Source organism: Chitinophaga rhizosphaerae (assembly GCF_003958645.1).
Taxonomy (GTDB): Bacteria; Bacteroidota; Bacteroidia; order Chitinophagales; family Chitinophagaceae; genus Chitinophaga; species Chitinophaga rhizosphaerae.
This window is the reverse complement of sequence record NZ_RXLO01000002.1, coordinates 100,325-125,752: the sequence shown is the minus strand read 5'-3', so window position 1 is coordinate 125,752 and position 25,428 is coordinate 100,325. Positions and strand designations below refer to the sequence as shown.

Genomic DNA, 25,428 nt, shown 5'->3' with positions numbered 1-25,428 from the left:
AAAGAAAGATTACGGTTGTTGGAGATGTTTTTCCAAAACATGGCCCAGGGCGGTCAGTTCGATAGGTTTCACGACATAATCGCAGGCCCCCTGGAGCCGGAATTTATCGGCCGATTCGGAGTAAGCGTCGCCGCTGGCGATCACCACCGGGATGTGCTGGAGCCGGGGATCGCTTTTCAGGTGTTCCAGCATTTCGCTGCCGTTCATGTTGGGCATTTGCGAATCGAGGATGATGAGGTGGGGCGTTTGTTCCCGGGCGATCGTCAACCCTTCGTTCCCGTTATCCGCCGCCAGCACATGGATGCCTTTCGCGCGCAGGTAATTGCGCAGGATGATCTGGCTCATGCGGTCGTCTTCCACCACCAGCACCGTACTGCCCGCGAAGCTCGTTCTGCCGGGTGTTTCAACCTTCAATTCGGGAATCGCCGCGCCCTCCGGAATGGGGAAAGAGATGGTGAAAGTGGTGCTCGCGCCGTCCACGCAATTTACCTCGATGCGGCCGCCGAGCAATTCCGCGAAATACTTGGAGATATGTAGTCCCAACACGGTCCCTTCCACGAATGATTTTTTAACGGTCACGAACGGCTCGAAAATAACTTCCTGCTTGTCTGCCGGGATGCCGCCGCCCTGGTCCGTCACGCCGATGAACCACTCTTTTCCCGCCACGCCGCATTCCACGAGGATTTCGCTGTTGTTGGGGGAAAACTTGATGGCGTTGGTCATGAGGTTGTTGAGGATTTGCGACAGTTTCACTTCGTCTGTCGTCACAACGGGCAACATGCGCGGCGAAATGCAGAGGCGTATGGTGACGGATTTGGTGAGCGCCAGCAGTTCGTAGATACGGACGATGTTGTGAAGGAAGGAATGCGTGCGCACTTCGGCCGGATGCGCCTCGTCCCGCTGCCCGGATTCAATGCGCGAAAGCTCCAGCACGTTGTTGATAATGTCTTTCACGTTGAAGCTCGCCACGTAAAGATGGTCTACCATCCCGCCCATCGTTTCCGGCGGACGGCCGTTCTGCAAATCCATGCGCATGAGCTGCACGATGCCGAAAATGGCGTTGAGCGGATTGCGGATTTCGTGGCTGGTTTCCTGTAAAAACAGTTTCCTCGATTTGTTGGATTTTTCCAGCTCGTCCCGCTTATGCAGCAATTCCTTCAGCAGGTCGTTATATGATTTTTTATAGTGGTAAATGCAAAGCAGCGGGATGAAAACGTGCCATGCGACGTTGATCCACCGCAAGGAGCGGATCACCGGCTCGGGTTGCTGCAGGTAAGGCGGGTTTCCGTTTAGCAGATGCCATTCCATGAACACGATGGAAATGCTGAGCGTGGCCACGGCAAAGATTTGCCAGGATTGGTTTTCTATCGTCAGGTAAGTGAGGCTGATCATCGACATGCAGGCGATGATGAAGAGCACTCCCGGCCCCAGGAGCCAATCGAAATACACCGCCCACGCAGATTGGAAGATAACGAGCAGCATGGTGGCGGTTTTCAGTTTGCCGGCCCGGTTGTACATCACCGGGATGCAGAAACACCCCAGCGCCAGGGTATTGCCGAAGAAAACGATGGGCGCCCGGCTGATGAAATAATAAACGACACCGAGCATGAAAAGACTGCTCCCGATCGCCAGGGAAAGGGAATTGATGATCCGGACCTGGCAACGCTTTTCCTCCGGAAAGCGCGTGCAACCGGTGTCCAGCAGTCGGGTTATCGGGGCGATGATATTCATGTTTTCCGGGTAAATTTCAGGAACAAGCATCCATAACGATCAGGGGCTTTCACATCTGTCTATCCAGCTCGTTTCAAATGTAATCAATCCATCCGTGCAGGCAAAAACATAATATCCACGCCAATTCGTTTGTGTAAATACAAAAGGCTCCCTATCCGGGAAGCCTTTTCTCTTCTTTCCTCGCCTATCACACGCAGTCGTTATTTTGCGCCGGCCTTTTCGAGGAGGCTGGCGATAGCGGTCTGGTTTTTCTGCCGTGCATGTTGCAGTGTCGTAACTCCATCTTTATCAGCGATATTGAGATCGGCGCCTGCATCAATGAGCAGTTGCACGATGCGGATGTGCCGCGGTCCCCCGTCGCCGAGGATCACCGCTTCCAGCAAACCGGTCCATCCGAGCCGGTTGATGTGGTTGATGGGGAATTTTTTGTCTTCCAGCAGGGCGATCACCGTTTCCACATGCCCGCGCTCGCAGGCAGGGATGAGGGCGGAGCCGCCGTACCGGTTGTAAACGGTGTAGTCCGCACCGGCTTTCATGCACATCCGCACGATGCCGGTCATTCCTTCGGCCCCGGCATAGAGGAAGGGGGAATTCAGGATTTTGTCCTGCGCGTTCACGTTCGCTCCCGCATCGATCAGCGCCTGCGCGGCGGATGTGTGGTGTTTGTATACGGCCGTCATCAGCGGGGTACGGCCTTCCGCGTCGCGCGATTCGAGTTGCGCGCCGGTGCGCAGCGCCTCGCCGATGGCGGCGGTGTCGCCCGCAGCTGCGGCGGCCTGTAATCTTTTATTTGCGCTGTTTTCCATCCTGCTCATCTCATTTTCTTGCTGTGCGCAGGCGGGCATGGTTACGCCCAATACCAGCGCCAGTAGCATGGTTTTCAACATCTGGTGTCGTTTACCAAAATTACCCGTAATCAAATGGACGGAAAGGGGAAAACCGTGCGGATCAGGGTACTTTCTGAACCTGTTGACGGAATTCCAGCGGCGTTTGGCCGGTATAGCGGCGGAAGAAGCGGGAAAAGTAAGAAGTATCGGAAAACCCCAGTTCATACGCGATCTCTTTCACATCCTGCGTGGTGAGCGACAGCAGTCGGCGCGCTTCCAGCAGCAGCCGCCGGCGGATGAGATTGCCTGCCGTGATGCCGGTTTCCTTGCGGCAGACGATGTTGAGGTATTGCGGCGTAACATGGAGTTGTGCGGCGTAATGCTCGACGGTGGCGTTTTCCCGGTAACTTTTTTCGAGCATGGCGAGGAACTGCTTCACGAGGCGCTGAACGGGCGGCTGGTTGGTGGTGGGATGGGCTTCGTCGTACCGGCGCTCGAGCATCGTGAGCAGGGAAAGCAGGCGGTAGGTGATGATGCGCACGGTGAGGTAATCCGCCAGGGCATATTCTTCGAGGATGCATTCCAGTTCCCGGACCACTGCATTGAAGGGCGCTTCCTCCAGTTGGAGGTGCGGATTGGCGGAAAATGAAAAGAACGGCCACTGGAGCGTGTCTTCCGTCAAAAAATCCCTGCCGAACATCAATTGGAAACCTTTCGTGCCCGGATGCAATTCCCAATCATGCGGCTGCCCCGGCGCCAGGAAATACACCGAGCCCGGGGTAACGGGGTAGGGAGAAAAATCGATCGTGTGGGTGCCGCTGCCGGCAGTAACAACCAGCAGCATGTAGAAATCGTGCTTGTGGGGCTGCGGAAGGCTCGCCCGGCCCTGTTCCTCATGCCGGAATATGCTGAACACCTCCGCCCTGAGCGGTGTGCAGATGTCCTGTATGCGGATAACGGGCAGGTGCCGGTTGGAAGCCATACGCGAATATAAGCGTTATCGCAACAGCGTGGCCGTGCCGCTGAGGAAGAAGTCGGCCCCGAAATAATCCACAGCGTTCACCTGCCAAACGTACGTTCCATTATCCTGCAATACGCCCTTCGTGCGCCCGTCCCATCCGCGGTTATTTTCATTCCCGCTGTAAACGAGCTGCCCCCAGCGGTTGTACACCCTGAAATACCGGATTTCGCTGATCCCCGCGCCGATGGGCCGCAACCAGTCGTTGACGCCGTCGCCGTTGGGCGTGAACGCCGTGGGCACGAACACCTGCGGCAGCGTATTGTAGACTTTTACCGTAAGGAACGCCGAATCCGCACAACCCGCCTGGTCCTGTACGAGCACCTTCAGCCGCAACCCCTTATTGGCACTGCGGTACACGGCAATGGGATCGGGATTGCCGGGGTCGGAAAGCCCTGCCGCCGGCGACCATTCGTACCGCGTTCCACCCGAAGCATGCAGTTGCAGCGGTTGCCCCACCACCACCGCCGTATCTCGCCCGGCGTAAGCCATCACTTTCGGTAGCACCGTCACCAGCACCGTATCCCGCGATGGCTTGGGGCATCCACGTGTATCCGTGGCCGTGAAAATATAAGCGGTGCTCTCCGCCGGCCGTACCACCGGGTCGGGCGTTCCCGGTAACACGGGCGACCACGCAAATCCGCTGCCGTCGGTAACACCGTGCAATTGCGCTTCCGTTCCGAAACAGATGATCGTATCGTTCCCTGCCCGCGCGAGCGGGTAGGGAACCGTGCGCACCCAAACGCTGCCGCTGGCCGTGCAGGCGCTCACACTGGCCGTAACGAAATAGCGCGTATCCCCCGGCGGATTCACCAGTGGCGCGGGCACCGCGGCCTGCAACAATCCCGGCGCAGCCGTCCAGTTGTAAATCAGTCCGTTGGATTGAACCCGCAACCTGATGGTGTCTCCCTGGCAGATCAGCGTGTCTGCCGGCATCTGCAGCGTCACCTGGTCGGTGGTACGGATAAAGACCGAGTCGCGGTTCTGGCAGCCGTTCTGGTCGAGGTCTACGTAATATTTCGTATCGGAAGTAACGTTCACATTCGGCGTGGCGGTTTGCGAACCGGTCATGTTCACGGCGGGCGACCAGGTAAAATTGCCCGAGCCGGAAGCGCGGAGCGTGAGCGGGTCAGGCGGACAAATCAGCGTATCCCGGAACGCCAGTCCGATAAGAGGTTTGTCGAGAATATCGATCGTTTGCTGCACGGTATCCTTGCAGCCCACGGAATTATGCGCGATGAGCGTAACGGTGTAGCGGCCGTTGGAAGGGTACGTCCAGCTTGGGTTTTGATCTTCCGAACGGTCGGACATGGTGATGGCCTCTCCGAAATCCCAGTTCCAGTAATTTACCGTTCCGAAGGCCGTGCTGGTTTGATCGGTGAAGGAAACGGGTCTGGCGATACAGTTGCCGGCGGAAGAGAAGGCGGGGTTGAAGCCGGGGTACACCAGGGCGAGGGCTTCCGTGGAATCCGGGCATTGCAGGCCGCGGTTGGTAGTGAGCTTCACGGAATAGGTACCCGGCTGCGAGAAGGTGAAATCCGCGACGGGGTTGGCGGAGGAATACACGAGCTGGCCGGCGGCGTTGCGGAACTCCCAGTTCCAGCGGGCGATCAACGGGCTGGTAGACTGGTTGGCGACCACCAGTTGCTGCGAAGTGCCGCAGAGCATGTATTCCGGCAGGAGTGTGGCAGACGCGAGGGTACAGCCGGTGATGTTGAGCTGCAGGTCTTTTCGTTGCGTGGCGATGACGATGCCGTTCCGCAGTTCCTGTACGCATACGGTGACCACGTAAATCCCCACTTCCGGCGCGATGCCGGTGATGAGGCCCGTGACGGGATCGATGGAGACGCGGACGCCGAGGGGCGCATCCTGGCTGTATCCCGCGCCGTACGGCACGCTTTGGTAGGGCGGCGGCACGGTGGGCTGGCTGGTGGCGCCTCCGCCTCCGGGGCCGGGGCCGCCGCTGGCGTAGCCGATCGTTTGGTAGGCCTCACAGAAATAATAACGAAGCTCGTCGCCGTCGGGGTCTTCGGCCGCGAAGCTGTATCTGAACGGGTTGTCGGCACAAACGGTGACAAGGTCGGTACCGGTGAACCGCGCGCTGTGGTTGTTGGTGGCGGCGGCCAATTGCGCCGTGCCGGGGATTTCGGCGGTGTAGGTGGCGCCGATGCGGTCGTAGCCCGGTTCCAGGTTACTGATCTGGTTTACACGGTTGGTTACCTGCGAAGTGAGGATATATCCTTCCGGGGAATCCTGCAGCGTAACATGGAAGTTCCAGTACCCGACGTAATAGCAAATCAGGGGCGGACGGGTGATGCAGGGATCGTTGCTCGTAAAGCTGAGCTGTTCTTCCCGGGCGAGGGGGACCGACAGTATGGAGATCTCCGCGTTGGTAGCCCGGTTGTACACGCCGATGTAAATGGGATTGTAGAAGGAGCGGTTCTGGGTGGCGCAGCTGCGGAACTGCTTGAGCGTCACCTGGTAAGTAGTGCTGCCATTCGCGCGGGAGACTACGGTGTAATACATTTCCCCGCCGGTAATATGGTCCGCGCGCAGGCCGGCAGAAAAGGCCATGATCAGCATCAGGAGCGACAGGTGCTTCATGCAAAGGTATTGTTCGGGATACGGAAAATCCGTTCGGGCGGTTGCTTGCCCAGGTCGCAAGTAGTCAGGCTGATGGCGGGTATTCCGGGAATGGATGCTATCGTGTGGCGGGGTACAGCAGGCTGTGTAGCATGCTCACCAGTTCCGAGAATTTTTCCGGTTTCGTGTAAAACTGGAAAGCGCCCAGTTCCAGCGCCTGCCGGATCGTGTGCTGGTCGGATGCCGTAGAATAAATGATGACGGGGATGTGTTTGGTCCGCTGGCTGGTTTTTAATTCCTGTAAAAACTGCATACCATTCATCACCGGCATGTTAAGATCGAGGAAAATGAGGTCCGGCAACGATTCCGATGCGTCAAGGTGCGAAATGCCTTCCTGCCCGTTCGATGCCAGGGAACACCGGATGGAATTGTCTATGAACGCCAGTGCAGACAAAAATATTTCCTGGTCGTCCGCATCATCGTCTATCAATAAAAGATTGGGTACAGCAGTTGTCATAGATTACACGATTACAAAGGCCAGAAACTCGCATGAGGAAATAAATGCATTTGTTTATCGCCCGCCGCATATCCCTATCAAATTAATCATTTTAAGTTGAATTATGCGGAAATATTGAGTAAGATTGCGCGGAACAATTCTATCCGCATGAAACGGTTACTCTTTATGTTTTTATGCGGCACGCTGGCGGGAGATGCAGTAGCCCAGCAGCGGCCGAACGTCATTATCATTTACGCAGACGATGTTGGATACGGCGACCTGAGTTGCTACGGCGCCACCCAGGTGCAAACGCCCAACATCGACGCCCTGGCCAAAAGCGGCATCCGTTTCACCAACGGCCATACCACATCCGCCACCTGCACGCCGTCGCGATACGCCCTGCTCACCGGCCAGTATCCCTGGCGCAAGAAAGGAACGGGCGTACTCCCCGGCAATGCGGCCATGATCATCCCGCCTGGTTCCCCCACGCTCGCGTCCATGATGCAGCAAGCCGGGTACCAGACCGCTCTCGTCGGGAAATGGCACCTGGGGCTGGGCGACGGTTCCCCCATCAACTGGAACACCGCCATCAGGCCCGGCCCCAACGAAGTCGGATTTAATTACGCCTTCTTCTTCCCCGCAACGGCCGATCGCGTACCGACCGTTTTCGTGGAAAACGGCGCCATCATCGGCTCCGACCCAAACGATCCCATCGAAGTCAATTACCAGGCGAAAGTCGGCAACGAGCCCACCGGAAAGGAAAATCCGGAACTGCTCAAAATCCGGTCATCGCCCGGACAGGGCCATAACAATACCATCGTAAACGGTATCGGAAGGATCGGATGGATGAAAGGTGGTTTCCGTGCCAGGTGGACCGACGAAGAAGTGGCCTATGCCTTTACCGACAAGGCCATCGAATTCATGGAAGCCAACCGCAAGAAACCTTTCCTGCTTTGCTTCAACCTGAGCGATATCCATGTGCCCCGCATGCCCGCCACCGCCTTCAAAGGCAAGAGCAAGCTGGGTTACCGTGGAGACGCGATCCTGCAGATGGACTGGAGCGTGGGCCGCATCATGGACAAACTCCGCCAGCTCGGTCTGGAGAAAAACACGATCGTCCTCTTTTCCAGCGATAACGGCCCCGTGCTCGACGATGGCTACGTGGACGGCGCCGTGACCCAGCAGAACGGCCACCAGTCCGCAGGCCCGCTGCGTGGCGGCAAATACAGCGCGTTCGAAGGCGGCACCCGCGTGCCCTGGATCGTAAGCTGGCCCGGCACCGTGAAGGCCGGCGGCAAGTCGGACGCGCTGATCAGCCAGGTAGACCTTTACGCCACTTTCGCGAAACTGACCGGCCAGAAATTACCCGGGAATGCCGCGCCAGACAGTCACGACCTGTTGCCCGCGTTCCTGGGCAAAAAGCCGGAAGGCCGCTCCTGGCTCGTGTTGCAGGGCGGGTCATTGTCGCTCGTGCAGGGTAACTGGAAATACATCACCCCGTCGAAAGGCGCCAGGCTCCTGAAAGAAGTGAATATCGAATCCGGTAACGACGAGGAGCCGCAGCTGTATGATCTGCGGGCAGACATCGGAGAAAAACAGAACCTCGCGTCGCAGTATCCGGACAAGGTGAAAGCCATGGCCGCAGCGCTCGAGCAATTGAAAAACGCATCGCAGACCCGATAGAAGAATAATACAAACGGAACGGCCCGGAGCGTTTGCTTCGGGCCGTTCGTTTTTTGTTATCATGGAAAATCAGAACGCGCTGGCGGTATTGAGCATTTCCATATCGTCGGCATCCAGCTGCAGCGAAATGGCGCCGATGAGCTCATCGAGCTGATGGAGGTTGGTGGCGCTGGCGATGGGTGCGGTCACGGTGGGGCGGTTCTTCACCCACGAAATGGCTACCATGCCGGGTTTGGACTGATGTTTGGCCGCTACGGAATCGAGCGCTTCCAGGATGCGGGTGCCGCGCTCGTTGAAATATTTTCCGAGGAATTTGGCGCGCGGGCTGCCGGCAATATCGGCTGCGGAACGGTATTTGCCGGTAAGGAAGCCGCTGGCGAGGGAGAAATACGGGATTACGCCGAGGCGGTGTTCAGATGCGTAGGCCGCGTATCCGGTTTCGTATTTTTCGCGGTCGAACAGGTTGTATTCGGGCTGGAGGGTTTGATAAGCCGGCCATCCGTGGTCTTTGCTGATGGCGGCGGAAGCCGCGATGCGCGGCAGCGTCATGTTGCTGGTGCCGATATGGCGGACTTTCCCGGCGGAAATGAGGGATGCGTAGGCTTCGAGGGTTTCTTCGACCGGCGTTTCCGGATCGTCGTAATGCGACTGGTAAAGATCGATGTGATCGGTTTGCAGGCGGCGGAGGGAATCTTCTATGGCAGAAAGGATGTACGCCTTGCGCAGGCCTCGCTTTTCTTCCGAAATCACCCCGCCCACTTTGGTGGCCAGCACGATGTTGCCGCGTTTCCCGGAAGCCTTGAGCCATTTGCCGATCACCCGTTCGGAGGTGCCGGGACTGTTGCCCGGGGCCCAGCGGGAATAGGTATCAGCCGTGTCGATGGCGTTGAATCCCGCGTCGGTAAAGGCGTCCAGCAGGCGGAAAGACATTTGTTCGTCGGCCGTCCAGCCCAGCACGTTCCCGCCGAACATCAGCGGAGCGATGGCGAGGCCGGTATTACCCAAAGTTCTTTTATCCATGCGCATGATTTTTAAGGGTCATAAAGCTAAAACTTAAATTGCAGGAAAAATGTTTACACACATATCAAATCCGTTCACATGAAAGTATTCATCACCCGGCAGATTCCAGAAACGGGTATTCAACTGCTGCGCGACGCAGGTATCGAATTCACGGAGCATACGGAAAAGCGGAACCTCTCACCGGAAGAGCTGGTGGCGGCCTGCAAGGCGCATGATGCGTTGCTGAGCGTGGGCGGGAACAGGCTGAAAGCGGATTTTTTACAGGCATGCCGGCATTTGAAAGTGATCGCGCTCATGTCTGCCGGGTACGACAACCTGGATGTGGATACCGCAAAGGCACTGGGGATCCCGGTGGGGAATACGCCGGGTGTTTTGAGCAATGCCACGGCCGATACGGCTTTCCTGTTGATGCTGGCCGTTTCGCGCAAGGCGTTTTACATGCATAAGCGGATCGAAAAGGGCGAATGGGGATTCTTCGACCCCACGGCCAATCTCGGGATAGAGCTCAACGGCCGGACGCTGGGCGTTTTCGGGCTGGGGAGCATCGGCACTGCGCTGGCGCGGAAATGCCGTGGCGCGTTCGATATGGAAGTGATCTATCACAACCGCAGCCGGAACGAAGCCGCGGAAAAGGAACTGGGCGCGCGATATGTGTGCTTCGATGAACTGCTGGCCCAAAGCGACGTACTGAGCGTTCATGCTGCGCTCTCACCGCAAACGGAAGGGATCTTCAATGCGGAGGCCTTCGGGAAAATGAAGCCCACGGCCATATTCGTGAATGCCGCCCGCGGATCGATGCACCAGGAAAACGATTTGCTGGAAGCCTTGCGGACGCACCGTATCTGGGGCGCCGGCCTCGATGTCACCCACCCCGAACCCATGGACCGGAACAACCTGTTGCTGCAAATGCCCAATGTGGCCGTGCTGCCGCATATTGGTTCGGCTACGGAAGAAGCGCGCGGGGGAATGGCGCGGATGGCGGCGGAAAATATCATCGCGGGCCTGAAGGGCGGACCGCTCCCGCATCCGATCCGGTAAAACAACCGGCGCCGCTTACCGAAAAGGCCGCCCTCGTGCTGCCGCATTTTCCGGATACCAATCACACATTCGTCTGGCGAAACTGGCCGCTGGTGCCGCGCGATACGCTCGCCCGCGTGGCAGGCACTTCCGCGTAAAACATCCTTTCCACCGGCCTGGCCATGGCGGGAGGTGGCGGTGCATTTCGCAGTGCGGAGAACCAGTGCGAATGTATCGCGTTGCGGGGTGATGAGGGAGGGAAGGCGTGGGTGAAGATTTGCTGGAGCAGGTGTTGAATTGCCGGTTTTTGCTGGATGCGCCGGGGGCTGAAAAATATTTCTTAATCCCAAGTGAGGGCTTTTCCCGCGGCAAACGAATACTATGCAGATACGGGTGATTTCATTAACTTAATAGTGTTATCATTTTATGAAGCCTGTTTACGTAGCCCTGATATGTTTACTATTCACGTTATTTTCCGGATGTCGTAAGAAGGACGACGCGGCGCCACCGTCAACGGGGCGGAGGGAGATGGTGGAAGGTTCCTGGAAGCAGAAGGACCTTGTGATTGCGGTGAGCGTGAAACTGGGAGGTCAGAATATTCCTGCGGGAACGAGCATGATGGTGTTAGCGCCGATGCTGGGGCCTGGAGGGGCGCTGATCACCTGTACGAAGAACAATACTTACAGTTTTAATAAGGACAATACCATGAAGGTGGCGGGTTGTACGGAACTTTTATTTCCTGTTACGGGGAATGACGGAACCTGGTCCCTGGATATCTATGATGCCGTGTTGCTGCTCAAATCTGCGCAGGGCAATCCGGACCCGCACTGGATAGACGAATTGACGGATAAAACCCTGAAAATTTCCATTACAGCGGTCATTCCGAATGTGGCGACGGTTCCGTTGACGCTGATACTTGAGAAATCGTGACCTGAATACGATTGATATTATTGAATCATATGCGATACACCGCGCAGGATATCAGGCTAGGAAATAAGGATGCCTTCCGGATGGTATATCAATTATATCATCAGAAGTTGTATTACTTCACGCTGCGGCATGTGCAATCTGCATATGTTGCGGAGGAGACGGTGCAATTGACGTTTATCCGGATGTGGGAGCGTCGGGAGTCCTTATCGCCGGAAGTTTCGATATCGCAGCAATTATTCCGGATCGCGAAAAGTATCATGATTGATTTGTTGCGGAAGGAATATGTGCGGGACCGGCATATGGGGGTGTATTCCGAAGGGCAGGAGCGGGAATCCCCGGCGTTTGATCTGGAAGGGAAGGAGGAATTGGAGCGGGTGTATTTTTATTTGGAGCATTTGTCGCCGGTGCGGCGGCATGTTTTCCGGATGAGCCGTTTGGAGGGCTGGACGTACCAACAGATCGCAGAGGCTTTATCGATTTCGCCGCGTACGGTGGAGAATCATGTGTTGCGGGCGGTGAGCCAGTTGCGGAAAGCGTTGTTGTGATACAGGATTGGGAGTTGGATGGGAGTTGGATGGAATTTGGGCGAAGGGTATGGGGGATGTGTGGGATTGGATGAAGGAGCATGGAAGCTTATAGTAACGTATGGTAGCAGATGGAAGAATATGGAACGAGATGGAATGAAATGGAAAATGTGTGGAAGATGAATAGAAAATGGGTGAAGCGTATGGGAGATGTGTGGAGTTGGATGAAGGAAAATGGAAGCGTAAGGTAGCAGAGGGAATGAAATGGAAAATGTGTGGAAAATGAATAGAAAATGGGTGAAGCGTATGGGAATTGTGTGGAGTTGGATGAAGGAAGATGGAAGCGTATGGTGGCAGATGGAAAGAATTGGAAAATGTGTGGAATAAGGATGGGAAAATGAGTGGAAGTGTATGGTAGCAGATGGATGAAGAGGGAAAATGTGTGGACGCCGTACGAAAATCAGGCTTAGTCATGCAGTTAACATAGTAATAGAGGAGGGCGCTTCTGGTATAGGCCCTATCTCCGCAATCAGACATTCAATGTACAGATGACCGAAATTACATCCCATATGATCCAGCGTTACTTCCGGAACGAATGTACGGAAGCAGAAACCGCTATGGTAAAGGCGTGGTTGTTGCAGCATCCCGACGAGCTGGAGCACTACCTTACCGAAGAGCAATGGGAACAGTTTCATCCGGAGGGCCGTTTGCCCGAAGGAGTATCCGCATCGATGTACGGGCAGATCGAAGCACATATCGAAGCATCCGGCGATGGGTGGAATAATGGTGACAGGAGCAGAGTTGAGGGGGATCCGGGCAAAGATCCGGATGGGGATTTATGGAAGTCGCCTGACGAAAAATATGGTGATGCATCGGGAAATGAATCGGATGAAAGATTCAGGGTATCATTCGCTGGAGAAACAGGTGACGTTTTTGGGAACGCATCCGGTAAATCGTTGGATGAAGCGGCCGGAAGTAAAATGCGTGATGCGTGGGAAAAGGGATCGGGTGAGAGATTCGGGAATTCGTCTGTTGATATATTCCAAAATGCATCCGGGGTCGTATTCTGTGATTCATCCGGCCAATCAACAGCGGATCCGACTGCTGAAGAATTTGGGAATGCCGCCATTGAACCTTCCCGCCACAGGAGGCGCTGGAACCCTGTATGGCGCCTCCCTGCCGTAGCAGCCATGCTGGCGGCTGCCGTCGCTACCTGGTATTTCACGCGGCCCGCTACAAAACCCATCCTGGCAGTGAGCCAAGATGTAGAAGCGCCCGTCGGATTCCTGGAAAACACGACCGGCAAACCCCTCACGCACCGGCTCCCCGACGGCTCCGGCGTACTCCTCCAACCAGGCGCCTCCCTCCGGTACAAAAATCCATTCCCTACCAATCAAAGAAATATCACCCTGTCCGGCAAAGCCCGGTTCAACGTAGCCCGGAACCCCGCTCCATTCACCGTTTCCGCCGGCAAAACGAACACCACCGCCCTCGGCACCGTATTCGAAATCACCTCGGTACCCGGTAAAGCCACCACCGTTCTCCTCATCAGCGGAAAAGTTAAAGTGCAGGCGGGTAACGAAAAAGATATCATCCTCCGCCCCGGAGAACTCCTCCGGTACGACGCGTCCCTGCACTCCGTACAAGTCTCCCGGCCAGCGCCCCCCGCCCGCAAAAGCCCCGCCCTCGCCGCCGTTCCATCCCTCAAAGAAATAATTCCCGCAACCGCCATCATACATTTCGACAATACACCGCTCACAACTCTCTTCCGGCAACTGGAATCCCGCCAAAACCTGCACGTGCTGTACGACCCGGCACTGCTGCGCGACAGGTATTTCACCGGATCGTTCAACAGCGGTAAAGAATCCCTGGACAATTTCCTGCAGACGATCGCCGTGCTGAATAACCTGCAGATACGCCGCTCGGGCGACAGCTTGCTGATCTCCCCCTAAACATCACCCGTACCCGGCAGCACCACTGCACAGGGCGCATCCTATACTCTTAAAATCATTACCGATATGAGACCACGTTTACGCTCTATTTCGGGAAAGGCCTTCCTTTTGCTGTTGCTGTGCTGGAATATCACCGCCTCCGCACAAACCACCGCCACCCCCTCCGTAACCGGCATCGTCCGGAACGAAGCCATGCAGCCGGTAGAAGGCGTTGCCGTAGAATTGTTCAACGAATCGGCCCGCGCGCTGGGACAAGCCGTCACCAACGACAAAGGCGTTTTCGTCATGACGAAAGTCCCGCCCGGTGGCCCGTATTATTTTGTGTTCTCGCACGTAGCCTACATGCGCGACACCTTGCGCAACTACTCCGTCCAGGAAGCGGCAAGGGCCACGCTTTCCGTGGTGCTGCAAGAGAAAAGCCGCGAACTGGGCGCCGTCACCGTCACCGCCCTCGGTATCAGAAGGGCCACCCGCTCACTCGGGTACTCGGTGGAAGAGCTCGGTTCCCGCGAATTTAACCGAGTAACACAGGAAAATTTCCTCAACGCCATGTCAGGGAAAATGGCCGGCGTCACCATCAGCAGCACCGGCGGAACAGGTTCTTCGGTAAATATGGTCATCCGCGGCGCCACATCGCTCAGCAGCGACAATCAGCCGCTGTTCGTCATAGACGGCGTGCCGGTCGCCAATTCCCTCAACAATATCAGCGAGATCGGCAGTAACAACAAAGTCGATTACGGCAACGCGATCTCCGATATCAATATGGACAATATCGAAAGCGTAACCGTGCTCAAAGGCCCCAGCGCCGCGGCATTATACGGCTCCCGCGCGGGCAACGGCGTTGTCATCATCACCACCAAAACCGGCCGGAAAGTAGACCGGCTAACGGTCAACGCCGCGCAAAACGTCGTGTTCGACATCCCTTACAAATACCTCCAATGGCAAACCAAATTCGGGTCGGGACAATTTTCCGGCATCCCGGTTTCGCGGAGCGGCAATTTGCTCACCAATCCCTTCGGCTCCCTCGTCTCCGAAAACATCGACGCCACTTACGGCGCGCAGCTCGATATGGGGTATGAGGAAGTACAATGGAACAGTCCGCTGGATGCCAACGGGAAAAAGGTCCCTAAGCCGCTCGTATCTTACCCGGACAATGCGAAGGATTTCGTGAACACGGGCATCACATCCGCTTCCAATCTATCGATCGCCAACAATAACGACCTGATCGCCTACCGCATGTCTTACGCGAACATGACGAACAAAGGCATCATCCCCAATACCGACCTGTTCCGCAATGCGCTCAACCTGAACGCCACAATGCGCCTCAACCAAAAACTGAGCGTGAGCGCGAACGTCGATTACAGCCGGAGCAATTCCAACAACCGACCCGCCGGCGACCGCGGTACAAATCCCCTGCAATGGCTCTACAGCCTAAGTCCCCACATCGATATCAACGAACTGCGCGATTACTGGATGCCGGGGCAGGAGGGGATTCAGCAGCGAACGCAGTCGAACGGAGTTTTCAATAATCCCTGGTTCCTTGCGTACGAAGTGCAGAATGGCTTCGTGCGCGACCGTGTTTTCGGGAACATCCATGCCGACTGGCAGATCACGCCGCACCTGAACCTCATGGTCCGTTATGCGCTGGATACCTATCGGGAAGAAAGAGAAACGAAAATCGCCAGCAGTTACCTCGATTCGCGCAATGGTGCTTACGGCGTCATCGGGATCAGTCATATGGAACGGAATACGGACGCGTTGCTGACTTATAAACAAAGTGCGGGACAGTTCGATTTTTCCGTGTCCGCCGGCGGCAACCTGCGCTATCAAACAGGCAAAACCGTCAGCAATACGAATAAGCCCGGCACAGGGCTCATCGTTCCCGGCGTGTTTACCCTGCAAAACATCCTTCCCGAAAACCTCGATGCCTGGACGAGCCGCTATGAAAAAGGCGTGCACAGCGTGTACGGGACCGCCAACGTCGGCTATCGCGACCGCATTTATCTCGATATAACGGGCAGAACAGACTGGTCGAGCACATTGCCGGACGCAGCGCCGTATTTCTACCCCAGCGCCTCGCTGAGCGTGCTGGCCGATAAACTGGCGGGATGGGACCATCGCAACGTGAACATGATCAAACTGCGGGCGGGCATCGCGAAAGTGGGCAACGACGCATCGCCCTACCAACTCCAGGCGGTGCTGAACAATGCCGGTGCATGGGGCAATATTCCGCGGCTCGGCACTTCGGGCACGCTGCTCAATCCTTACCTTAAACCGGAAATCGCTACGTCGTACGAAGCCGGAACGGATGTGGTCCTTTTCAAGGACCGGTTACGGTTCAATTTCACGTATTATGTCGTGGAAAATAAGAACCAGATTTTCAGTACCAAGATCCCGCCATCGTCCGGTTACTCCAGCAAGAACATCAACGCGGGATTGCTGCGCAGCCGCGGCGTGGAAGTGACCATAGGCGGAACGCCGGTGCTGAAAAAGGATTTCCGGTGGGACGTAAACCTCAACCTCACGCGCAACCGCACCCGCATCGCCAGCCTCACGGAAGACATGCCTTATTACGTGTTGTGGGAAGAAGGGCGTGGCGGCGCCTGGACGTATGTCGGCGAAGACATCGGCGATATTTACGATGCGGAACTGGTGACGGTGAAAGACGGGAAATCGCCGTATTTCGGGTATCCCATCCTCGACGCGGTCGGTAAATGGCAGGCGATCGACGCGCAGAATACCCGCAACAAGATCGGCAATTTCAATCCTGATTTCGTACTCGGCGGTCAAACCACGATCAGTTATAGACGATTTTCGCTGGCGATGACTTTTGACTGGCGGAATGGCGGTGATTTCGTGTCGCAAACGTACCGTTACGGGGAAGAGCACGGCAATTCGCAACGTTTCCTCGACAAGCTGATCAACCCCGGCAACATGCGTGGCGAAGATTTGGCCAATTACCTGAAAGCCAACCAGGACCGGCTCATCCGCGTCAACGGGAATTATTTTCCGCTGGTGGGCGGGCCTACGCCGGAATATAACGGCTATCCCTTCACATATGGCCCGTACACATTGCCGTATGGCGGCGTGTTCATTCCCGGCGTCCGGCCGACGGGGTTCGATCCGCAGGGAAGTCCGACCGGATTCGCCGAAAATCTCGGCGGACCGGGAACGCTGACGCTGCCGTATGCGGGCAGTACCACCTGGTCTTTCACCCGTGCGTTCCTGTTTCCCGCGTCGTACCTGAAATTGCGGGAAGTGGCGTTGTCTTACGAAATCCCCGGCAGTATCGTGAAGCGCATCGGGGCAAGGAGCGCGGGTTTTTCCGTGTACAGCCGCAACATTATTTTGTGGACGGCGGCCAGGATCGGCGTGGATCCCGAACAGGCGTACCAGCCGGCGTCGGGCGTGCAAGGGTCGGGGATCCAGTTCAAGCAGGGCATAGAGCGGTACAACGTGACGCCCTGGTCGATCCCGATCGGTTTCAAACTAAACCTGACATTTTAAAATATTCGACATGAAAAGCAGTCAGACCCTCATCGTATGTTGCCTCCTGATGCTCTCGGCCCCATCGTGCCGGAAGCACCTCATGTCGCTCAACGAGAATCCCAACGGCGCCAATCCCGACAAAACCAACCCCAGCTTCGTGCTGTCTACCGTGCTCACCGAAACGGGGAAGAGCTACGTGAACCTCGGGTTCCAGGACCTCGCCGGCGTGATGCAGCATACGCAGAAAGACGGATGGGTAGGCACCCACAATGAATACGACTGGGGCGGCAGCAACAGCTGGACCGCCTATTACGACATCCTCCGCAATAACCAGTTGGTGCTGGATAAAGCCAAAGCAGCGGGTTTTGAACTGCACGAAGGCGTGGCGCTGGTGATGAAAGCCATGCTGTTCGGCCTGTTGACCGATCTCTATGGAGACGTCCCCTACAGCCAGGCGCTCCGTGGCGACCAGGAAGGTCCCGGCAACGCCGCGCCCGCCTGTGACCCCCAGCAGCAGGTCTACACCGGCATCCTGCAAGACCTCGACCGCGCCAATCAACTCCTGTCCAAACCTAAAAACCAATACACCGCACCTATCGATCTCGTAGACGTCTACTACCAGGGCGACCCCGCCAAATGGCGGAAAATGGCCAATTCCCTCGCGCTCCGGTATTACTTGCGCCTCGCCGAAAAATTGCCGGCGGTGGCCAGACCGGGTATTGAAAAGATCGTAGGCGCGCCGGACCAGTATCCGCTGATCCTCAATGCATCAGACGATGCTACCATGGCTTTCATCGGTACGAGCGACGCGGATTCATGGCCCGTTAACGCCACGTACGACCGCGAAGCCGGCAGCCGTTACCGCCGCATCAAAATGTGCAGTACATTCGTGAATATGCTGCAATCGCTCGGCGATCCGCGGCTGGGTGTCTGGGGTAGGAAAGTGGAATGTTTTCTGTTGGTGGACGACACCAGGCCCGCCGGCACCGGGAACATCTATCAACCGCGGGATACCATCGTCAACGGCGAGCCGCGCAAGGTGCGCTACATATCGCCCGATGTGCTGGCTTCCAGGGGCCTCACGACCGCAGACATCGATCAGGACGTGGATTACGTTGGGCTTCCGCCTGCGCTGGCCGGTCCGGCGGTGTACAACATGAGCAACGACGCGGCGCAGGCATCCACCAACGCGCATGTGTCGTGGTTGAACGAAATTTACAAGGAAGCGAAAGGCCCCTTGTTGAAAGCGCGCTTCATTTCCGCGGCGGAAGTTCATTTCATCCTGGCCGAAGCCGCGCTGAAAGGTTGGGCCGCGGGCGATGCGGAAACGCATTACCGCAAAGGGATCGAAGCGTCTTTTGCCACCTGGGGCGTGACGGCGAAATTGGCGGCCTACCTGGCCGGCCCGGCCGGGACTTTCCAGGGAACGCAGCGGCAGATCATCGAACAGAAATGGATCGCGGCATGGACGAACGCCACGGAAGCCTGGGCGGATTACAAACGCACGGGTTATCCTGTGCTGACCGCTGGTCCCAATGCGAAAGGGCCAGTGGTGCCCGTCCGTTTTTACTATATGCTCGACGAACGAAACCTGAACAACACCAATATCATGGCCGCCGCGGCGAAGCTGGAGATAACCACCTATTCCGCCTTCGGCGCCAACGGTCCGCAGAACAGCCCCTGGTCCAAACCCTGGGTCATCAGCGGCACCGGCAAACCCTGGTAAGAAACCCAAAATTCCGATGCATTATGAGATACAGCATGTTGAAAACGCTTAACATTTTACTGGTAGCCCTCCTGGCGGCAAGCGCCGCCCGCGCACAGGTGACGCCGGAAACAGCCCTCCGGTCCTACCTCAACAACGACGACAAATCGTTCCAATGGACCGTCCGCGACTCCTTCGAAGTGGCCGATATCACCGCTTATTCCGTAGCCCTCACGTCGCAAAAATGGCGTGAGCATACCTGGAAACATCAGCTGATGGTTTTTGTACCGAAAATGGTGAAACATAACGGCGCTTTGCTGTTCATCACCGGCGGTTCGTTGAAAGAAGGTGAGCCGCGATGGACGGGCGCCAACGATAAATTATACCAGGCCATCGGCCAGATCGCGCACGACCGGCAGGCCATCACGGCGGTGCTGCGGCAAACGCCCAACCAGCCGCTGTATAACGACCTCACCGAAGATGCGCTGATTTCCTACACCCTGCACAACTTCAAACAATCGAAAGACTACACCTGGCCGCTGCTGTTCCCGATGGTGAAAAGCGCCGTCCGCGCGATGGACGCCGTGCAGGAACTTTCCCGGGGCCGCGCCGCCAAACCGGTAGAAAAGTTCGTGGTAGCGGGGGCTTCCAAGCGCGGGTGGACCACCTGGCTGACCGGCGCAAGCGACGGCCGCGTGAAAGCCATCGCCCCGATGGTGATCGATATCCTCAACATGCCCAAAAGCCTCGACTACCAGATCGAGACCTGGAAAGAATACAGCATCCAGATCGAGGATTACGTGAAACTCGGTATCCCGCAACAGACGGGCACGGCAGAAGGAAAAGCCATCACCGCGATGGTAGACCCGTACAGCTACCGCAAGCAGCTGGACATGCCGAAAATGTTGTTCATGGGCACGAACGATGAATATTGGGTGGTAGACAACGTGAAGAATTATATCAGCGACATCCCCGGCAAATACCTCCTCAATTACGTTCCGAACGCCGGGCACAACATGGGCGATGGAAAGCAGGTCATGAACGGGCTGAGCGCCTTTTTCGGCATCACTTTCAACGGGCAGCACTATCCTGAATGCAGCTATACCGTGAAAAAGAAAGGCAAGGAGGTGACCCTCAACATCAAGGCTACTTCCGACAAGCTCGAAGACGTGGTAGTTTGGACAGCCTCTTCGCCCGACCTGGATTTCCGCAACGACAAATGGACGTCCACCAGCCTGGGGATTTCCGCGACGTCGAACGTTTCGGTGTCTCGCGCATTGCCGGCAACGGGTTATCAGGCATTTTACGTAGACCTGAAGTACAGCCAGGAAAGTGGTGATCCGTACACGGTGAGCACCCGCGTGTTCCTGACAGACACGGAGAAGGTCCGTTAAAATAAACAAGTCTTGGAATCGACAGGGGGACCTCCGGGCGGAGGTTCCCCTTTTTTATGCGAAAGTACCCGGCAGCAACTCAGACCATTGCATCCCTCCCGGCAATTGGCTGTTGCTGAATTCGATATGGATAACGCGCCGGCGGCGGTTGTTGGTGGTACGGCCGGAAGCATGCAGCAGCAATGGGCGCATGAGCATCACGCCGCCGCGGGGAACAGCGCAGGAAACTTCCGTTTCCCGCTGCCAGTCGATCGTTTCGGGACGGTAGACGCCTTTGCGGTGGGAGCCGGGGACCACGCGCAGCGCGCCGTTGTGCTCGTCAGTATCGTCGAGGTGGATGCGGAGCGTAAGGTTGTTTTCGAGAATGGGAAGCGGTGGTTGTACGGCGAACTGGCCGGGCTTCACCGTCCAGGGGCCGAAGCCTTCTGCGTCGGATTTTTTATCGACCGAAATGGTGAGGTCCTGGTGGTAAGATACGAACCAGTTCGATTCCGGGGGCTTGTCGAAATAGATGGATTTAACGGGGCGATAACCGCTTCCTGCAAAATTTTCCACGAGTTGCAACAATTCATCGGTGAGCACGAGCGGCTGAACGGCAGGCACCTCGTGCAGGAATCGCCGCACGGCAAACAGATCGGCCGATTTTCGGAAAGTAGGCTGGGAATGGTCCGTTGCATCGATCGCCTGAACGATCGCATGTATCTGTTGGCCCGAAAACAGCGGTGGCGTAATGGCGAAGCCGTTTTCGGAAAATTGCGGGGCAGAAGGGAAGCCGGAAGTCATGGCTAAAAATAAGCATTCGCCCCAGATATCCTATCCGCGCATTGATAAACCTGTCCGTCGAAACCAAATCTATCTGAAATCCTGCAAATGGGGTGGCCAGACAACACTTTTGGGCGAGATGTGTTATATATGTCCGTGCCGTAACGTCCCCGAAAACTCCCGGGATTCAATAGACCCCATTGACGAAACCCTTTACGGCAGCAGGAGGTGGCTGTTTGGCGCGTGTATTTCTTTTACTTTTCCATTTATCATCTAATAAATCTGCATTATGCCTATCGTAAAAGTCATCGAGATCATCGCTTCGTCAGAAAAAAGCCTGGACGATGCGATCCGTAATGCTGTTACGGAAGTGAGCAAAACCATCCATAACGTGGATTCCGTGTATGTGAAAGATATCAAGGTGCATGTGAAAGACGGCAAGATCACTACGTTCGGCTGCATTTGCAAGGTTTCTTTCCGGTTAGACGAAGCGCATCGCTAAAAACATTTCGGCGGAAGCGGGTGACCCCATAAAGGTACGCGTGCCCGGCCAGCCCTGTCGGGAACTGGCCGGATACTGATTTTATTGTGCTGGCGGCGCGTACATAACGATATCGATCCCGATACCGTTGGGGTCTTCGATGGCGAAGTGGCGATCGCCCCAGGGCTCGTTGCGCAATTCTATGCGGATCGCAACGCCTTTGGATTTCAATTCCTTATATATTTTATCTACGTCATCCACCTCGATGGTCAGGTATACACCCTGGCCGCCGAACGCCGGTTGGAACAACGGTTGCTGCGACGGATGTTTCGGCAGCAGGAAGCTGATTTCTGCTGCATGGCCCGGCGTGTGCATGAGCAGGTAGAATTCGTTTTCGAACGTAACACCGAACCCCAGCGTTTCGGTGTAGAATTTTTTTGTTTCCGCGAGCTTGGGCGTGATGATCCCGGCGTTCATTTTCATGGTCGGAGGTTTTGTGTTTTTTTGAGCGAATAGCGGTAAGGAGAAAAGCAGCATGGCCGCCAGTAAGATATTTTTTTGCATGATGTACGGCTGTTTGATGATGACGGTACAAAGGTCGGCCGGTACCGTCCGGGATCATAGTACAAAACGGACATAATACTACCGCCGCCATGCCTGGCCGGGCGTAAGGCCGTAAAACCGCCTGAATTCACGGATGAAATGGGATTGATCGTAATAGCCGGCGTCGAAGAAAAGCTTGTCTTCCCGCAGGCTCCGCGACGAAGGTTTCGCCTGTAATATCCGCTGGAAGCGGACGATACTGCTGAAGGCCTTGGGCGTATCGCCGACGTATTGCCCGAACATCCGGCGCAGTTGCCGCGGGCTGATCCCTGTCTGGATTTCCTTCTCCAGTTGAATGGTGCCGTTGTGGCGGAGGATGAGATCGAGGGCTTCGTAGAAACGCCTGTCGGGACTGAACGTTTTGCCGCCGATGAGGCCGAGGAGGAGCTCGTCGAGCACCAATGCCAGCGCTTCCGGTTTTTGGATGCCGGCGCATCTGTCGGCCAGTTGGCGGGTCAGCTGCGGATCGATGGCGGCGAGGCTTTCCGTTTTCCCGGTAAAGGCATCGGCCGGAATGTGGTAGAGTTGTGGAAAGATGCCGGGTAGGAAGCGGATTCCGGCGAAATGAAAATCCCCCGTCAGCGGAAACTCCGTATAGGCGTCGGAAATGCCCATCAACCAGGTTTCAGCGGCGTTCCCCGGCACGAAGAAAATATCCATACAGCCATCGGCCACCACCCGGTACGGAAACGGTTCCACGGCCGCCACATTCGTTTTCAGCTGCCAGTAACAATAAATATAAGGCTGCAGGGCAGGACAGGGAAGCATTTCCACATACGAAACCGCCTCGTCCGACGCGGAAACCGCGGGCTGGACGGGTTTGTAGAGATCCCGGATGTGGGTGAACTGCTGCATGCTGCCGGTATAGCTGGTCTTCGGCAAGGTACCGAATCCTGCCGGCACGGGAAAATTTTACCGCTGCGAGGCGGCCTGCAGAGATAAGGGGCCCCAGGCCGGGGGCGCTTTCGTTTTTGCGGGGAGGGGCCCAAAATAATGGGAACGGTCCCGCATTTTGGGGGCAAATTCACCGGCGGGAAATGTCACGTATGGGGATCTGGAAATTATATCGGTTGATTCTCAATCAGATATCTATGCAGATCCCGTTGAAAAAGTTCTGTGGCAATTCATCGAAATGTCGATAAATTTGTCGATACCAATTTCAAAGGGGATTAAACACGTTGTCTACGTCTACGCTATACGAGAAAGAGTGGCTGCAAATGGCCTCCGATGGGGATGAGCTGGCTTTCACCCACCTTTTTCATGCATACAAGTTCAAGCTGTACGGCTTCATCAGCAAGCTGACCGGTTCGCCGGCCACGGCGGAGGATGTGGTGCAGGACGTGTTCCTGAAACTTTGGAAAGACCGGAAGTCGCTCCGCGACGTGGATTCTTTCGGCAGTTATCTCTTCCGGATGGCGCAAAACCACGCCATCAACGGTTTCCGGAAAATGGCGCGGGAAGAGAACGTCATCCGCCAGTTGCATACGGACGAAGCGCCGGCGCACAGCACCCCCCAATCCCATATTTCCCTGAAAGAGACCCGCGAGCTGTTGCACCGGGCCATCCAGCAATTGCCGCCCCGTCAAAAAGCCATTTACCTCCTCAGCCGGGAAGAGGGCGTCAAGCACGAAGAAATCGCCCGGAGGCTGCATATCACCACCGGCACCGTGAAAAACCACATGATCCAGGCGCTGCGCACCCTCCGCGAAACGCTCAGCCGGCACCCCCATTCCCTCGAAATCCTCCTGTTGCCCTGCCTCGTGTTTCCTTTTTGTTAAATTTTTTTTCAAGACAACTATGCCTATCGCTTCCGGCGGTTGTCTTTATCTGTAGCGACGCCACGGGCGGGCTCACGTTATTTTAATTTTCAACCATATGTCTAACGCAAGGATCCAATATCTCGTCAACCGCTTTTTTGAGGGCGCCAGTTCGGAAGACGAACGGCAGGAGTTGGCCGACTGGGTAAACCGGTCTGCATCCGACGCGGCATTGCAATCGGTGCTGGAAGAAGCCTGGCGCAATTATGAGCCGTCGGCCGCCGACCGGCAACTTGGAGAAGTTGCCATGGAGCGCGTATATGCCCGGATTTCCGAAGAAACGGACCGTACGCGGATGCGCATCTCCTGGTGGAAACCCGCTGCTGCAGCCGCTGTGCTGCTCCTGGCGGGCCTCGGCATCTGGAAAGGTACAAGGCCGGCGCAGGAACCCCTTGCAAACGTACAGGAGGAAATTACCAACGATGTAATGCCCGGCGGCGAAAAGGCCGTGCTCACCCTCTCCAACGGGCGGCAGATTGTGCTGGACAGTGCGGCAGACGGGCTGCTGGCGCAACAGGGCGGCACTTCCGTCAATAAACTATCCAACGGCCAGCTTGTATATGACGGCAAAGACAATAGGGGAGGGGAAATCGTATATAATACCATGACCACCCCCCGCGGCGGCCAATACCGCCTCACATTGCCCGACGGCACGAAGGCCTGGCTCAATTCCGCTTCCTCCATCACTTTCCCCACCGCGTTCGCGGGCGCCGTGCGCAGCGTGGCGATCACCGGCGAGGTATATCTCGAAGTGTCGAAAGACGAGAAGAAGCCCTTCACCGTAAAAGCCGATGGGGTAGGCATAGCCGTACTGGGCACGCATTTCAACGTCAGCGCATATCCTGAAGACGGCGCCGTGCGCACTACGCTGCTGGAAGGGAAAGTGAAAGTCTCCACCGCCGCAGGCACCCGCACTATCGCCCCGGGCGAGCAGGCGCAGGCCGGCAACGGGCGGCTGGATGTGCGTCAAAACGTAAACCTGGACCAGGTGATGGGATGGAAGAACGGACGGTTCGTGTTTGAAGGGGAACCCATCGCCCGCGTCATGAACCAGCTTTCCCGCTGGTACGATGTGGAAGTGGGAGACATCGAGCAGGTAGACGATCGTTTCTACCTCGACCTGCCCCGCAGCAAAAAACTCTCCGATGTGCTCAAGGCACTCGAATTAACAGGCAAAGTCAAATTTAAAATAGAAGGAAAAAAAATCATCGTTATGAAGTAAAACACCACGTACGCAAGTGCCAGACATAAAAACGCCCTGCCTGGTCCGCAGGGCGCTAAAGGTCTGAGTTCTTAAAACAGTCCACTCTGATAGAAAGTTTATTGAATCACTCAAACTATGCAAATCTATGCATTTAAAGCTCCTTTATGCCTTCCTGCCGGAGGGTATTAACAA

The 25,428-nt window shown here is 56.2% G+C and carries 21 protein-coding genes; 12 read left to right on the top strand and 9 right to left on the bottom strand.

Annotated elements, in window-relative coordinates; translation table 11 throughout:
• Nucleotides 1–9 precede the first annotated feature (9 nt).
• The 5 genes from EJ361_RS04000 to EJ361_RS03980 all read right to left on the bottom strand — a co-directional run bounded on the left by EJ361_RS04000 (nt 10) and on the right by EJ361_RS03980 (nt 6,676).
• Nucleotides 10–1,731 (bottom strand): hybrid sensor histidine kinase/response regulator, encoded by a 1,722-nt coding sequence (locus EJ361_RS04000; RefSeq protein ID WP_164714078.1) that lies wholly within the window; start codon nt 1,729–1,731, stop codon nt 10–12.
• Between the two features lie 200 nt (nt 1,732–1,931).
• Nucleotides 1,932–2,618, bottom strand: a complete 687-nt coding sequence (locus EJ361_RS03995) for an ankyrin repeat domain-containing protein (RefSeq protein ID WP_126244071.1) — start codon at nt 2,616–2,618, stop codon at nt 1,932–1,934.
• A 61-nt stretch (nt 2,619–2,679) separates the two neighbouring features.
• Entirely contained in the window at nt 2,680–3,540 is an 861-nt protein-coding gene (locus tag EJ361_RS03990; RefSeq protein WP_126244070.1) for a helix-turn-helix domain-containing protein, read from the bottom strand.
• A gap of 15 nt (nt 3,541–3,555) precedes the next feature.
• Nucleotides 3,556–6,180, bottom strand: coding sequence for a PKD domain-containing protein (locus EJ361_RS03985; RefSeq protein WP_126244069.1), 2,625 nt, complete (start codon nt 6,178–6,180; stop codon nt 3,556–3,558).
• Between the two features lie 97 nt (nt 6,181–6,277).
• Nucleotides 6,278–6,676, bottom strand: a complete 399-nt coding sequence (locus tag EJ361_RS03980; protein WP_126244068.1) for a response regulator — start codon at nt 6,674–6,676, stop codon at nt 6,278–6,280.
• 147 nt (nt 6,677–6,823) lie between these two features.
• Between EJ361_RS03980 and EJ361_RS03975 the strand changes: the two genes are divergently transcribed.
• Entirely contained in the window at nt 6,824–8,338 is a 1,515-nt protein-coding gene (locus EJ361_RS03975; protein WP_126244067.1) for a sulfatase family protein, read from the top strand.
• A gap of 69 nt (nt 8,339–8,407) precedes the next feature.
• Here EJ361_RS03975 and EJ361_RS03970 read toward each other — a convergent pair whose 3' ends face one another.
• Nucleotides 8,408–9,358 carry an aldo/keto reductase gene (locus EJ361_RS03970; RefSeq protein WP_126244066.1) on the bottom strand — a complete coding sequence of 317 codons (951 nt, stop codon included), beginning with the start codon at nt 9,356–9,358 and terminating at the stop codon, nt 8,408–8,410.
• 78 nt (nt 9,359–9,436) lie between these two features.
• Here EJ361_RS03970 and EJ361_RS03965 point away from each other — a divergent pair, with 78 nt between their 5' ends.
• The 8 genes from EJ361_RS03965 (at nt 9,437) to EJ361_RS03935 (ending at nt 20,369) form a co-directional block, all read left to right on the top strand.
• Nucleotides 9,437–10,396, top strand: a complete 960-nt coding sequence (locus EJ361_RS03965) for a 2-hydroxyacid dehydrogenase (RefSeq protein ID WP_126244065.1) — start codon at nt 9,437–9,439, stop codon at nt 10,394–10,396.
• Between the two features lie 405 nt (nt 10,397–10,801).
• Nucleotides 10,802–11,305, top strand: coding sequence for a lipocalin-like domain-containing protein (locus tag EJ361_RS03960; RefSeq protein ID WP_126244064.1), 504 nt, complete (start codon nt 10,802–10,804; stop codon nt 11,303–11,305).
• Between the two features lie 29 nt (nt 11,306–11,334).
• Complete coding sequence (locus EJ361_RS03955) at nt 11,335–11,850, top strand: RNA polymerase sigma-70 factor (RefSeq protein WP_126244063.1); 516 nt, start codon at nt 11,335–11,337, stop codon at nt 11,848–11,850.
• Between the two features lie 762 nt (nt 11,851–12,612).
• Nucleotides 12,613–13,014 (top strand): hypothetical protein, encoded by a 402-nt coding sequence (locus tag EJ361_RS25515; RefSeq protein ID WP_164714076.1) that lies wholly within the window; start codon nt 12,613–12,615, stop codon nt 13,012–13,014.
• Between the two features lie 68 nt (nt 13,015–13,082).
• Nucleotides 13,083–13,781 (top strand): FecR family protein, encoded by a 699-nt coding sequence (locus EJ361_RS25510; RefSeq protein WP_164714075.1) that lies wholly within the window; start codon nt 13,083–13,085, stop codon nt 13,779–13,781.
• A gap of 66 nt (nt 13,782–13,847) precedes the next feature.
• Nucleotides 13,848–17,288, top strand: coding sequence for a SusC/RagA family TonB-linked outer membrane protein (locus tag EJ361_RS03945; RefSeq protein ID WP_126244061.1), 3,441 nt, complete (start codon nt 13,848–13,850; stop codon nt 17,286–17,288).
• A 10-nt stretch (nt 17,289–17,298) separates the two neighbouring features.
• Nucleotides 17,299–18,996, top strand: coding sequence for a SusD/RagB family nutrient-binding outer membrane lipoprotein (locus tag EJ361_RS03940; protein ID WP_126244060.1), 1,698 nt, complete (start codon nt 17,299–17,301; stop codon nt 18,994–18,996).
• A 23-nt stretch (nt 18,997–19,019) separates the two neighbouring features.
• Nucleotides 19,020–20,369 (top strand): PhoPQ-activated pathogenicity-related family protein, encoded by a 1,350-nt coding sequence (locus EJ361_RS03935; RefSeq protein ID WP_126244059.1) that lies wholly within the window; start codon nt 19,020–19,022, stop codon nt 20,367–20,369.
• 54 nt (nt 20,370–20,423) lie between these two features.
• Here EJ361_RS03935 and EJ361_RS03930 read toward each other — a convergent pair whose 3' ends face one another.
• Entirely contained in the window at nt 20,424–21,152 is a 729-nt protein-coding gene (locus EJ361_RS03930; protein ID WP_126244058.1) for a phytanoyl-CoA dioxygenase family protein, read from the bottom strand.
• A 268-nt stretch (nt 21,153–21,420) separates the two neighbouring features.
• On the opposite strand from EJ361_RS03930, the gene EJ361_RS03925 reads away from it, so the two are divergent.
• The gene (locus EJ361_RS03925) at nt 21,421–21,633 is read left to right on the top strand and encodes a dodecin family protein (RefSeq protein WP_126244057.1); all 213 of its coding nucleotides are present in this window, start codon (nt 21,421–21,423) and stop codon (nt 21,631–21,633) included.
• Nucleotides 21,634–21,714: 81 nt separating this feature from the next.
• On the opposite strand, the gene EJ361_RS03920 is transcribed toward EJ361_RS03925, so the two are convergent.
• On the bottom strand, nt 21,715–22,095 hold the full coding sequence (locus EJ361_RS03920) for a VOC family protein (protein WP_126244056.1): 381 nt from the start codon (nt 22,093–22,095) through the stop codon (nt 21,715–21,717).
• A gap of 159 nt (nt 22,096–22,254) precedes the next feature.
• Nucleotides 22,255–23,118, bottom strand: coding sequence for an AraC family transcriptional regulator (locus EJ361_RS03915; protein WP_205686930.1), 864 nt, complete (start codon nt 23,116–23,118; stop codon nt 22,255–22,257).
• Between the two features lie 275 nt (nt 23,119–23,393).
• On the opposite strand from EJ361_RS03915, the gene EJ361_RS03910 reads away from it, so the two are divergent.
• Both EJ361_RS03910 and EJ361_RS03905 read left to right on the top strand, forming a co-directional pair.
• The gene (locus tag EJ361_RS03910; RefSeq protein ID WP_126244055.1) at nt 23,394–23,993 is read left to right on the top strand and encodes an RNA polymerase sigma factor; all 600 of its coding nucleotides are present in this window, start codon (nt 23,394–23,396) and stop codon (nt 23,991–23,993) included.
• Between the two features lie 97 nt (nt 23,994–24,090).
• Entirely contained in the window at nt 24,091–25,254 is a 1,164-nt protein-coding gene (locus EJ361_RS03905) for a FecR family protein (protein ID WP_126244054.1), read from the top strand.
• Nucleotides 25,255–25,428 lie beyond the last annotated feature (174 nt).

What these genes read in the sequence shown, in the direction of transcription:
- EJ361_RS04000 (WP_164714078.1), bottom strand. Translation starts at nt 1,731, where the DNA reads ATGAATATCATCGCCCCGATAACCCGACTGCTGGACACCGGTTGCACG.
- EJ361_RS03995 (WP_126244071.1), bottom strand. Translation starts at nt 2,618, where the DNA reads ATGTTGAAAACCATGCTACTGGCGCTGGTATTGGGCGTAACCATGCCC.
- EJ361_RS03990 (WP_126244070.1), bottom strand. Translation starts at nt 3,540, where the DNA reads ATGGCTTCCAACCGGCACCTGCCCGTTATCCGCATACAGGACATCTGC.
- EJ361_RS03985 (WP_126244069.1), bottom strand. Translation starts at nt 6,180, where the DNA reads ATGAAGCACCTGTCGCTCCTGATGCTGATCATGGCCTTTTCTGCCGGC.
- EJ361_RS03980 (WP_126244068.1), bottom strand. Translation starts at nt 6,676, where the DNA reads ATGACAACTGCTGTACCCAATCTTTTATTGATAGACGATGATGCGGAC.
- EJ361_RS03975 (WP_126244067.1), top strand. Translation starts at nt 6,824, where the DNA reads ATGAAACGGTTACTCTTTATGTTTTTATGCGGCACGCTGGCGGGAGAT.
- EJ361_RS03970 (WP_126244066.1), bottom strand. Translation starts at nt 9,358, where the DNA reads ATGGATAAAAGAACTTTGGGTAATACCGGCCTCGCCATCGCTCCGCTG.
- EJ361_RS03965 (WP_126244065.1), top strand. Translation starts at nt 9,437, where the DNA reads ATGAAAGTATTCATCACCCGGCAGATTCCAGAAACGGGTATTCAACTG.
- EJ361_RS03960 (WP_126244064.1), top strand. Translation starts at nt 10,802, where the DNA reads ATGAAGCCTGTTTACGTAGCCCTGATATGTTTACTATTCACGTTATTT.
- EJ361_RS03955 (WP_126244063.1), top strand. Translation starts at nt 11,335, where the DNA reads ATGCGATACACCGCGCAGGATATCAGGCTAGGAAATAAGGATGCCTTC.
- EJ361_RS25515 (WP_164714076.1), top strand. Translation starts at nt 12,613, where the DNA reads ATGGTGACAGGAGCAGAGTTGAGGGGGATCCGGGCAAAGATCCGGATG.
- EJ361_RS03945 (WP_126244061.1), top strand. Translation starts at nt 13,848, where the DNA reads ATGAGACCACGTTTACGCTCTATTTCGGGAAAGGCCTTCCTTTTGCTG.
- EJ361_RS03940 (WP_126244060.1), top strand. Translation starts at nt 17,299, where the DNA reads ATGAAAAGCAGTCAGACCCTCATCGTATGTTGCCTCCTGATGCTCTCG.
- EJ361_RS03935 (WP_126244059.1), top strand. Translation starts at nt 19,020, where the DNA reads ATGAGATACAGCATGTTGAAAACGCTTAACATTTTACTGGTAGCCCTC.
- EJ361_RS03930 (WP_126244058.1), bottom strand. Translation starts at nt 21,152, where the DNA reads ATGACTTCCGGCTTCCCTTCTGCCCCGCAATTTTCCGAAAACGGCTTC.
- EJ361_RS03925 (WP_126244057.1), top strand. Translation starts at nt 21,421, where the DNA reads ATGCCTATCGTAAAAGTCATCGAGATCATCGCTTCGTCAGAAAAAAGC.
- EJ361_RS03920 (WP_126244056.1), bottom strand. Translation starts at nt 22,095, where the DNA reads ATGAAAATGAACGCCGGGATCATCACGCCCAAGCTCGCGGAAACAAAA.
- EJ361_RS03905 (WP_126244054.1), top strand. Translation starts at nt 24,091, where the DNA reads ATGTCTAACGCAAGGATCCAATATCTCGTCAACCGCTTTTTTGAGGGC.